At 64.2% G+C, this 3540-nt stretch carries 5 protein-coding genes; 4 read left to right on the forward strand and 1 reads right to left on the reverse strand.

What is annotated here, in order from left to right; translation table 11 throughout:
- Window positions 1-300 (forward strand): hypothetical protein (locus AB1609_18295; GenBank protein ID MEW6048398.1); only part of this gene is annotated, 300 nt, incomplete at its 5' end.
- A gap of 30 nt (window positions 301-330) precedes the next feature.
- On the forward strand, window positions 331-789 hold the full coding sequence (locus AB1609_18300) for a hypothetical protein (protein MEW6048399.1): 459 nt from the start codon (window positions 331-333) through the stop codon (window positions 787-789).
- On the opposite strand, the gene AB1609_18305 is transcribed toward AB1609_18300, so the two are convergent.
- Entirely contained in the window at window positions 786-1193 is a 408-nt protein-coding gene (locus AB1609_18305; protein ID MEW6048400.1) for a PaaI family thioesterase, read from the reverse strand. The two genes, AB1609_18300 and AB1609_18305, sit on opposite strands and share 4 nt — an antisense overlap.
- Window positions 1194-1826: 633 nt before the next feature.
- On the opposite strand from AB1609_18305, the gene AB1609_18310 reads away from it, so the two are divergent.
- Together AB1609_18310 and AB1609_18315 are read left to right on the forward strand one after the other, a co-directional pair.
- Window positions 1827-2792 (forward strand): TAXI family TRAP transporter solute-binding subunit, encoded by a 966-nt coding sequence (locus AB1609_18310; GenBank protein MEW6048401.1) that lies wholly within the window; start codon window positions 1827-1829, stop codon window positions 2790-2792.
- 82 nt (window positions 2793-2874) lie between these two features.
- Window positions 2875-3540: TRAP transporter large permease subunit (locus AB1609_18315; GenBank protein MEW6048402.1), on the forward strand; the 666-nt coding region annotated here is incomplete at its 3' end.

Consider the following 3540-nt stretch of genomic DNA (forward strand, 5'->3'; position numbering starts at 1 on the left):
TGGGCCAGGACGACCGGGGTCCGGCCGTGGCCCTCATCGGGGACCGGCGGACCGAGTGCACTGTTCTGCCTGCGCCTGCATGCCAGCGGGGTCCCCTTCGTCCGGGCCTACCCCACGGAGCGCCTGGAGCCCTTCCTGGACAGTCACTGCCGGGCTTTCGACTGGCTGGGAGGGGTGTACGACAACCCCAAGACGGCGGTGGTACGCATCCTGCAGGGCCCCGAACGGGAAGAGCACGTCCGGTTTGCCAGCCTGCGGGCTCACCACCTGTTTGAAAGCCGCTTCTGCCGGCCCGGGTAAGCCCATGAGAAAGGCTGCGTCGAGAGATTCGTGGGCTACGTCCGGCTGAATGCGATGGTGCCGGTCCCGGATGTCCCCGACTGGGAAAGCCTCAACGCCCGGTTGCTTTCGTGGTGCGAGCAAAAGCGCCAGCAGCGCCTCGAGGCCCGGGTGGCCGATCAGGCCGCACTGCGGGCCTTTCCGGATCATCCCTTCCGCTGCAGCATCACCCGGATGTTGAAGGTCAATGCACTGTCACTGGTGCACTTTTTTCATGATCTCGCGTTCCTCACGGAGGATCCGGTTCTCGCCCCGCAGGCGCTTGAGCTCCTCGCGCTCGGCGGTGGTCAAGCCGCGTCGTTCCCCGGCGTCGATTTGCGCCCGGCGCAGCCAGCTGCGGAGGGAGGCGTCAGAAACGCCCAGGTCAACCGCGGATCTGCCTGGCTGCTCTCCTGCTCCCCGTTCTCGTCGTGGACCTCGTCCGTCCCGGCTGGATGCCGGGCGCGCTAGCCACGCAACGTGACGGTGCCCTGAGCGACCGCGCACCGGTGTTCTTGATCCCCTTCGATGCAGACCACCTCGCACCGACAGACAGCAAGGCGGGTCCCGGAGCCTTCCACGATGGCAGTCGCGATCAGCCGCTCGCCCCGTGCAGGGCGCAGGTAGTTGACCTTGAACTCCACTGTGACGACGTTTTCACCGAGTACCGATCCGCCGGCAAAGGTGATCGCATTGTCTACCAGGTAGCTGACCACCCCTCCGTGAACGACCCCGTGTTGCTGGCGAAACTCGTCCCTAACCGGGAGTGCGAGCACCGCCCGCCCCGGTTCGAAATCGACCAGCTCTGAACCCAGGAAGACGCTGAAGGGTTGTTGTGCGAGGACAAAGCGCCCGAGTTCTAGGAGGTTGGACATAACTTGCGCCTCCTTTCACGCAGCATCATCTTCCCAGGATAGCAGCGGAGGTCCTGCCCCGGCAAGCGGTGTACTTTGCCCTTCCTTCGGGTTTCGCGCCTCACACCGCCGCCATCGCCAGTACACCCGTGTGATCGCCCGCTGGCTCGCCTGGCGTTCCAGCGAGCCGTACAGCTCAGCGCACCGATGGCTGTTGCAGCTGCTGATTCAAATGGAGCCCCAATTCGCACCATTTGCGTGGACGCTATCCGCGGAGCCGGAAGGGAAAAAGGCTGTCGATGGCGAAAGCAACAGTTAAGTATTGCTGTGCACCACCCGACCAACTAGCCTTTTCCCGGTGCTGGTCTGTGCTACCGTTCTAACGCCTCTCATGGTTCAATTCGACTGAAGCGAGGCGCGCGTGGCGAACGCCGCCAACCGTGTTCTGGAAGCCACTGCGTGCCGATGTGCTGCGGTCGATGCGAAGACGCCGAAACGTTTCTGAGAAGCCCGTACACCATGATTGGTTCCGATGGAAGCATCACCGACCACGGGGTAGGTGAGCCATACCCCAGTACTGCGGGACGTTGCCACGAGCACCGGGCTAATACGCTCGCGGAAGACGGAAGGACTTTGATCAGGAGGTGAGCCTGGATGGTCAAGAAGCTTGCTGGCGCGCTGGTGGTGGCATTCCTTGTTGCAAGTACGCTCAGTACGGCGGCACTTGCGCAGCGGCGGTTCTTGTCCCTGGCGTCGGGGTGGGTCGTGGGGGTCTATTACCCCATTGCTGGGGCCATGTCCCGGATCATTTACAAGGCCGACATCGGCATCCGGTTGACGGTGGAGTCGTCGGGGGCCAGCGTGGCGAATGCGAAGCTGATCCAAAGCGGGGATGCCGACTTTGCCATCCTGCAAAATGATATCGCTTACTACGCCTACCGAGGGGAGACCCTGGAGGCGTTCCGGGGCGACCCGGTGGCCAACATGCGGGGCGTGCTGGGGATGCACCTGGAGCCCGTACAGCTGGTGGCCCGGGCCGATGCCCGGATCAACTCGGTGGCGGATTTGAGGGGCAAGCGGGTAAACCTGGGGCCGCTGGGCTCGGGGGCGGAGCAGAATGCCCTGCAGGTGCTGGAGGCGTACGGGTTAAGCGTGCGCGACCTCGGGCGGGCCGAGCGGCTGAGTGCGGCGGAGGCGGCGGACTACCTGAAGGACGGGCGGATCGAGGCGGCCTTCTTCACGGTGGGGCTGGGGGCGGCCGCTATCCAGGACGTGGCCGTCGTGACGCCGATCAAGATCGTACCGGTCGATGAGCCGTCCTTTGCCTCCCTGCGCCAGCGGTACCCCTTTTACGCCCGGGAGGTGATTCCGCCGGGCGTGTACAAAGGGGTGGATGCGCCGGTGCCGACGGTGGCGGTCCGGGCCATCATGGTGGCCAGGGCGGAACTGGAGGACGAGATTGTCTACAAGGTCTTGAAGGCCATCTTCAACGACCTCGATACGCTGTACACGGCTCACGCGGCGGCAAAGCAGATCACCCTGGAGAAGGCCCTTGACGCCATGCCGGTACCCCTGCATCCGGGTGCGGAGCAGTTTTACAGAGAGGCGGGGCTGCTGTAGGGCCACTGTAGCGATTGAGAACGAGGGGTGGTGGTTCCTGATGGGGCCCCACCCCACACTTACGTAAGGGGTAGAAACCTGCGTGGCAGTGGACTCTGCCGTTCGGCCCGAGGAGGTAGAAGCAGGGCCGCGTAAGCCCGCCTCAGGCTGGATACGCCGTCTAATCCTGGCCATCGCTGTCGTCTTCTCGCTCTTTCACCTGTACACGGCAGGTTTCGGGCTTTTGACCGGAAGCCTGCAGCGTTCCATCCACCTGACCTTCGCCGTCGTGCTGGCGTACCTGCTGTACCCCTTTTCGCGGCGAGCCCGGATCGACGTCATCCCGTGGTGGGAGTTCCTGCTCGCCATGGCCTCCGGCGCCGGAGCGTTCTACATATACTGGCAGTACGACGCGCTGGTCACCCGCGTGGGGTCGCCCCTTCCCATCGACCTGGCGTTCGGGACGGTCTTGACCGTTCTGCTGCTGGAAAGCGCCCGCCGGTCCGTCGGACCGGCCCTGCCCGTCATTGCGGCGGTGTTCATTGTTTACGCGTTCCTCGGGCCCTACCTTCCGGGGATCCTGGCGCACCGCGGGTACGCCTTCCGGAGAGTCATCGACCAGCTTTACATGACCAACGAGGGCATCTTCGGCGTGCCGCTGGGGGTCTCCAGCACTTTCGTCTTCCTGTTCGTTCTCTTCGGCGCGCTGCTGCAGCAAGCGGGGGCTGGAGAGTACTTCATTCGCCTCGCGTACAGCCTGTTGGGTCAG

The sequence above is a fragment of the Bacillota bacterium genome (assembly GCA_040754675.1).
Lineage (GTDB): Bacteria > Bacillota > Limnochordia > Limnochordales > Geochordaceae > Geochorda.

Excerpts from the sequence above, each read along its gene's own strand:
- AB1609_18305 (MEW6048400.1), bottom strand. The coding sequence starts at position 1,193 with ATGTCCAACCTCCTAGAACTCGGGCGCTTTGTCCTCGCACAACAACCC.
- AB1609_18310 (MEW6048401.1), top strand. The coding sequence starts at position 1,827 with ATGGTCAAGAAGCTTGCTGGCGCGCTGGTGGTGGCATTCCTTGTTGCA.